Annotated in this window: 6 protein-coding genes; 1 reads left to right on the forward strand and 5 read right to left on the reverse strand. The window is 59.0% G+C overall.

Annotation, left to right across the window (positions count from 1 at the left end):
* Positions 1-99: 99 nt before the first annotated feature.
* The 5 genes from atpG to O2807_10875 all read right to left on the reverse strand — a co-directional run bounded on the left by atpG (position 100) and on the right by O2807_10875 (position 4,351).
* Positions 100-981, reverse strand: a complete 882-nt coding sequence (atpG, locus tag O2807_10855; protein MDA1000996.1) for an ATP synthase F1 subunit gamma — start codon at positions 979-981, stop codon at positions 100-102.
* A gap of 9 nt (positions 982-990) precedes the next feature.
* The gene (atpA, locus tag O2807_10860) at positions 991-2,532 is read right to left on the reverse strand and encodes a F0F1 ATP synthase subunit alpha (protein ID MDA1000997.1); all 1,542 of its coding nucleotides are present in this window, start codon (positions 2,530-2,532) and stop codon (positions 991-993) included.
* A 63-nt stretch (positions 2,533-2,595) separates the two neighbouring features.
* Positions 2,596-3,138 (reverse strand): ATP synthase F1 subunit delta, encoded by a 543-nt coding sequence (gene atpH / locus O2807_10865; protein MDA1000998.1) that lies wholly within the window; start codon positions 3,136-3,138, stop codon positions 2,596-2,598.
* Entirely contained in the window at positions 3,135-3,722 is a 588-nt protein-coding gene (locus O2807_10870) for an ATP synthase F0 subunit B (GenBank protein ID MDA1000999.1), read from the reverse strand. Before O2807_10870 ends, atpH begins: the two co-directional genes overlap by 4 nt.
* 44 nt (positions 3,723-3,766) lie before the next feature.
* Complete coding sequence (locus O2807_10875; GenBank protein ID MDA1001000.1) at positions 3,767-4,351, reverse strand: ATP synthase F0 subunit B; 585 nt, start codon at positions 4,349-4,351, stop codon at positions 3,767-3,769.
* A gap of 358 nt (positions 4,352-4,709) precedes the next feature.
* On the opposite strand from O2807_10875, the gene O2807_10880 reads away from it, so the two are divergent.
* Positions 4,710-5,705: a fumarylacetoacetate hydrolase family protein gene (locus tag O2807_10880; protein MDA1001001.1), complete on the forward strand. Its 996-nt coding sequence runs from the start codon at positions 4,710-4,712 to the stop codon at positions 5,703-5,705.
* Positions 5,706-5,955 lie beyond the last annotated feature (250 nt).

Below are 5,955 nucleotides of genomic sequence, written 5' to 3' on the forward strand. Positions count from 1 at the left end.
GACGGGTCCAATAATCTGGGTGACGGTTCCTTCGTTCACTCTCAGCTCCTTTGTGGTCGAGGGCGCGCCGCCGGGAACAGGGGCCGCCCACACCATCCACTAGCTCAGCGCATCCGCTCCGCTGATGACTTCCAGAATTTCCTTCGTAATCGTCGCCTGGCGCACGCGGTTCATCTCGAGCGTCAGAGTTTCTATCATCTCATCTGCGTTGCGTGTGGCGTTGTCCATCGCCGTCATGCGCGATCCGAACTCGCTCGCCTCGGCATCCAGCAGGGACCGGTAAATCTGGACCGTGATGTGCCGGGGAAGAATGTCCGTCAGAACGCCCACCATGGAAGGCTCGTATATGAAGTCGGTCACGACGGGATCGCCCGCCGCGTCCACGGCGTCCGGAACGGCGGGGGCCAACGGAAGCAGGCGGAAAAGATTCGGTCTCTGGCTCACGATCGACTTGAATTCCGTCGTCAGAACGTGGATCTCCTCCGTCTCCCCCGAAAGAAAGGCTTCCGTCAGAATCTCGGAGATCTCCTCGGCGAGCGAAAAGCCTATCTTGCCGTAGACTTCCGTGATCTCTTTTTTGAATTTGTAGCCGCGGCGCGCAAAAAAATCTCGTCCCTTCCGGCCCACAACCACGATTTCCGTATCTTTTCCCGCCTCTTCGCGCTTGCGCAAAAACTGAAGCGCCAGCCGGGTGATGTTCGCGTTGTAGCCCCCGCAAAGCCCCTTGTCGGAGGTGATGACCAGAAGGATTGCTTTTTCGTCCTTCATCGTATCCTGCAGAAGCGGATGCGGGATGCCCTCTACCCGGAGCGAGAGGGAGTTCACCAGCTCGGTCATCTTCTCGCTGTAGGGGCGGGCATTTTCAATCCGCTCCTGGGACCGGCGCACCTTGGAGGCGGCCACGAGCTTCATGGCACGGGTGATCTGCTGCGTGTTCTTCACGCTGCGGATGCGGCTTTTGTAGTCGCGTAGCGATGCCATCTTGCTTCCTTATCTGGCAGCCGCAGTTGCTTCGACGGCGGTCTTTTCTTTCAGGGTCTTCTTGAATCCCTCGATCGCGGCATCGAGCCGGGTCACGATGTCGTCGGTCAGTTCCTTCTTCTCGGCGATATCGCTCACGACCTTCGGATGGCTGGTGTCCATGAACGCCAGGAATCCCGCTTCGACCTCCTGGACCTTGTTGATCGGAACCTTGTCGAGATGGCCCCGGGTGCCCAGATAGATGGACAAGATCTGCTTTTCGACCGGCACAGGCTGATACTGAAGCTGCTTGAGCAGCTCCGTCAGACGGGAGCCCCGGTTGAGCTGCGCCTGGGTGGCCGCATCGAGTTCCGAGCCGAACTGGGCGAAGGCCGCCATCTCGCGATACTGCGCCAGATCGAGGCGAAGGGTGCCTGCGACCTTTTTCATGGCCTTGTTCTGGGCCGCTCCGCCCACCCGGGAAACCGAAAGGCCCACGTTGATGGCGGGCCGGATGCCCGAATAGAAAAGGCTCGCCTCGAGATAAATCTGCCCGTCCGTGATCGAGATCACGTTCGTCGGAATGTAGGCGGAAACATCGCCCGCCTGGGTTTCGATAATCGGAAGCGCGGTGAGGGAACCGCCGCCCTTCGCGTCATTCAGTTTCGCCGCCCGCTCGAGCAGGCGCGAGTGCAGATAAAAGACATCGCCGGGGTACGCTTCGCGGCCGGGAGGCCGGCGGAGCATGAGCGAGAGCTGGCGGTAGGCGACCGCCTGCTTTGAGAGATCATCGTAAACAACCAGCGCGTGCATGCCGTTGTCGCGGAAATACTCGCCCATGGCACAGCCGGAGTAAGGGGCGATGTACTGGAGGGGAGCCGGGTCGGAAGCCGTCGCCGCGACAATGATCGAATACTCCAGGGCGCCCATCTCTTCCAGTGTGCTGACCACCTGGGCGAGCGTCGAGCGCTTCTGTCCGATGCAAACGTAGATGCAATGCACATCGGTGTTCTTCTGGTTGATGATGGTGTCTACCGCGATGGCCGTCTTGCCGGTCTGGCGGTCGCCGATGATGAGCTCGCGCTGGCCGCGTCCGATCGGGATCATGCCGTCAATCGCCTTGATCCCGGTCTGGAGCGGCTCTTTCACCGGCTGGCGATCGATCACGCCCGGGGCCACAACGTCAATATTGCGGGTCTCCTGGGTATCGATCGGACCCTTCCCGTCAATGGGCTGGCCCAGGGCGTTCACGACACGGCCGAGAAGCGCCTTTCCGACGGGGACCTGGACGATCCGGCCGGTGCGGCGCACCTCGTCGCCCTCCTTGACCTGCTGGTCGTCTCCCATGAGAACGGAGCCGACGTTGTCCGTTTCAAGGTTGAGCGCCATCCCAAAAAGGCCGTTGGGAAATTCAAGAAGCTCGCCCGCCATGCACTTTTCCAGTCCATAGATGCGGGCGATTCCGTCGCCGACGGAGATAACGCTGCCCGTTTCGGCCAACTCGACGGAAGCGTCAAACCCTTCGATTTCCTTTTGAATGATCTGGCTGATTTCTTCGGCGCGAATCTGCATTTGATTTCCTCTTTGCCCTTTGTCTATTTTCGTTAAAAGAGCGATTCGAAAACGGAGTCGATTTTAATCGACAACCAATTTTTCCCGTAAGTTCTTCAGTTGATTCCGGATGCTGCCGTCCATCATGACGCTTCCCACGCGGCAAGTCAGCCCGCCGATGAGCGATTCATCTTGCTTGGTATCGACGATCACCTCTTTGCCGGTCACTTCCGAAAGACGCTTCCTCAGCCGCTCGATGGAATCCCCGTCCAGCAAGGCTGCGGAACGAATCTCAGCCCGGACCCGGCCACGCTTATCGTCGGACAGCTCCCGGTAGTAGCCGGCGATGGCAGAAAGGTCTGTGACCCGATCTTTTTCCACGACCACGCGCAGGAAATTCCGGATCAGATCGCTCGCGCCGGAGGAGCGCAAAACATTCTCCACCAAGCGGACCCGTGTGGGCTTGGGAAAACGCGGGTTCTCCAGCACGCGCCGAAGGTCGGCGTGCCCTCCAATCGCCTGGGCTGCGGCTTCGAGCTCCGCGCCGGTCTCATCGAGAGTACCGGCCCTATCGGCGATGCCGACGAGCGCTTTGGCGTAGCGGCGCGCGACTTCTCCGCCGGTCATATGCCGCCTCCGTTCACGGTTGCCACCTTAGACAAGAAATTTTCCATGAGCCGTTTCTGGTCTTCTGGACCAAGGTTTTTCCGGAGAATTTCCTCGGCCAGCTCCACGGCAAGGCGGGCGGCCTCGTTCTGAAGCTCGGCACGGGCCTTTTTCCCTTCAAGTTCGATGGCCCCGCGGGCATGCTCCAAAAGACGCTCGGCGAGGTCGTCCTGATCGCTCTGAAGGCGCTTCCACATGGACTCGCGCTCCATCTCGCCCTGCTTGCGGACGCGGCCAAGCTCGGCCTCCAGATCGGCGACTTTCGAGCGCTGCTCTCCGAGAAGCCGCTCGGATTCCACCCGGGCTTTTTGAGCCTCCGCCAACGCTTTCTGAATCCCCTCGCGGCGCTCCTGAAAAAATTTTCGTATCGGCTTGTAGGCAACCTTATAAAGAATGGCGATCACGATGAGCGTGTTCATCAGCTTGAACAGCTCTTCTTTCAGGCTGAACGCCTTATGGTGAACCTCGCCCGCCTCTGCCGCCCAGGAGAGCTCCGGCAAAAGAAGCGGAAGCGCCAGCAGGGTGAGCACATAGAGCCCCCACATAACGGCACCGCAGTCTCCCGGATAAGTCCTTCTCATCATTTCCCTCAGGCTACAGCCCGGCCGGCAAGGCGGTTGGCGATATCCGCCGCGAACCCCCGGGCGCGATCTTTGAGTTCGCCCGCTACCGCCTCGGCGTCGCGCCGGATGGCCACGCGGGCTTCCTCGACTTCCTGGTCGGTCTTCACGCGGATTTCCTCAATGCGCACGCGCGTCCGCTCGGTCATCTCCTGCTGGAGCTTGACGACGGCGTCGGTGTTTTCGCGCTGAATCTCGGAGAGCGAATCCTCGTACTGGCTCACATAACCCAGGGCCTCGCTTCTGTCCCGCTCGGCCGATGAGAGGTCGCCGTCGATCTTTCCCTGGCGCTCGTTCATGAGTTTAAGTAATGGTTTGTAGAGAATTTTATTCAAAAGAATGAGAAGGATGAGAAAGTTCGCCCATTGGATCAAAATAACGAGGGGGTTGATGATCAGGGCGCCGCTGCCGAAATTGTAGCTGTGCAGCAGCTCCTCAAGCGCGCTTTTTTGTCCGGCGGCCTCCGCGGGACACTGAATGAAAAAGACGGCCGCCAGCACGGCTCCGCATATGAACCACCCGTAAGCTATTTTTCGCAGAATCGAGGGCTTCATCCGAATCTCATGGCACACCGCCCGTGTGGAACGGCAATTTATACGGAACAATCCGTCAGGGAATCCAGACCCGAACGGCAGAATGAACACTGATAAGTGAATGATCCACACATTCGAAAGGGCCCGGACAATTTGCCCCGGCCCTGAAAAAACGCCTAAACCTACCTAGCAAGGGGTAGGGAAGTCAACCCCGGCTGCGAAAGATGTTCCCTCACCTGAAAAATCAGCTTGCGGGTGCTTTGCCCCTCCGGGAGAGACAGCCCGCCCCGCGAAATGGTATACCCTCCCTTATCACTCGCATAGTTCCCGGACGGCGGGACGTTTTTCTCCCTCCCCGTCCCCTGAAAATGGAGAATCCATGAAATTCGTCACTTTTTCCGTCGCCTCCCCGGCCGGTAATATTCATCGCGTCGGTGCCCTGAAAGGCCCCGCGGGAGAGCAAAAAGTGGTCGACCTCGCCCTGGCCTATGCGGCCCGCCTTCAGGCGGAGGACAGCGAACCCCGGTTCAGGGAATATGCAGACTTCCGCCTCCCCCAGGACATGGCGGAGTTGATGGCCGGCGGGCTGCCCGCACTCAATGCCGCCCAGCTAGCCTTGGAATATGTTGATTTTAAAGGAAATATCGACAAAGGCCCCAAAGGGGAGCAGCTCATTTATGCCCTGGCGGAGGTCCGGCTTCTCGCTCCTGTCCCGCGGCCCGTCTCCTTCCGGGATTTTCTCACTTTCGAGGAACACAAGGCCGCCGGGGCCCGGCGCCGGAATGCCACGGTTGATCCCCTTTGGTACGAAATGCCTTCCGCCTACAAGGGCAACCGTCTCACCCTCATCGGCCCGGACGAGGAGCTTCACTGGCCCCATTACACTGAAAAGCTCGACTACGAGCTCGAGCTGGGCATGTTTATCGGGAAAAGCGGGAAAAACATCCCCGAAAACAAGGGGATGGATCATATCTTCGGCTTCACGATCCTCAACGACTTCAGCGCCCGCGACATCCAGATCGAAGAGATGAAGCTCTGGCTCGGGCCGCACAAGGGAAAAGACTTCGGTTCGGCCATCGGGCCTTGTGTTGTCACGAAAGATGAGTTCGACCCCTCGAACGCCGCCATGATCGCCCGTGTGAACGGGGAAGAGTGGAGCCGGGGAAATGCGGGGAACATGCACTTTTCCTGGGGACGGGTAATCGAGCACGCCTCGATGGAGGAAGAACTCCTGCCCGGCGAATTTTTCGGCTCGGGAACCGTCGGAACGGGTTGCGGGGCCGACCTCGGCAAGTGGATACAGCCCGGTGATGTGGTCGAGCTTGAAATCGAGGGAATCGGCATTCTTCGAAACAAAATCGTTCGGGATCGCTAAATCGCAGCACCAGCCCCTCTTTGCTCATCCGGCTCATTTCATGCGTACCCTTGCCGTTTTCCATAATGACCGCCGCAGCCTGAAGGAAAACTGCGGCGACATCGGGGCGAAACAAATGGCTTCCCTGTGCGCCAGGCTGAAAAAATGTGCAAAGAGGATCGAATCGAAAAAGTCGTTCTGCTGCTCGAAAAACTTGAGCCAGAATTCGCCCATCTCAAAAAGCCGCCCGGCAAAAGACTGAGGCAAAACT

It is taken from the genome of bacterium, from assembly GCA_027622355.1.
In the GTDB taxonomy this organism is placed as follows: Bacteria; UBA8248; UBA8248; order UBA8248; family UBA8248; genus JAQBZT01.

What these genes read in the sequence shown, in the direction of transcription:
- O2807_10870 (MDA1000999.1), bottom strand. Translation starts at nt 3,722, where the DNA reads ATGTGGGGGCTCTATGTGCTCACCCTGCTGGCGCTTCCGCTTCTTTTG.
- atpG (MDA1000996.1), bottom strand. Translation starts at nt 981, where the DNA reads ATGGCATCGCTACGCGACTACAAAAGCCGCATCCGCAGCGTGAAGAAC.
- O2807_10875 (MDA1001000.1), bottom strand. Translation starts at nt 4,351, where the DNA reads ATGAAGCCCTCGATTCTGCGAAAAATAGCTTACGGGTGGTTCATATGC.
- atpH (MDA1000998.1), bottom strand. Translation starts at nt 3,138, where the DNA reads ATGACCGGCGGAGAAGTCGCGCGCCGCTACGCCAAAGCGCTCGTCGGC.
- atpA (MDA1000997.1), bottom strand. Translation starts at nt 2,532, where the DNA reads ATGCAGATTCGCGCCGAAGAAATCAGCCAGATCATTCAAAAGGAAATC.
- O2807_10880 (MDA1001001.1), top strand. Translation starts at nt 4,710, where the DNA reads ATGAAATTCGTCACTTTTTCCGTCGCCTCCCCGGCCGGTAATATTCAT.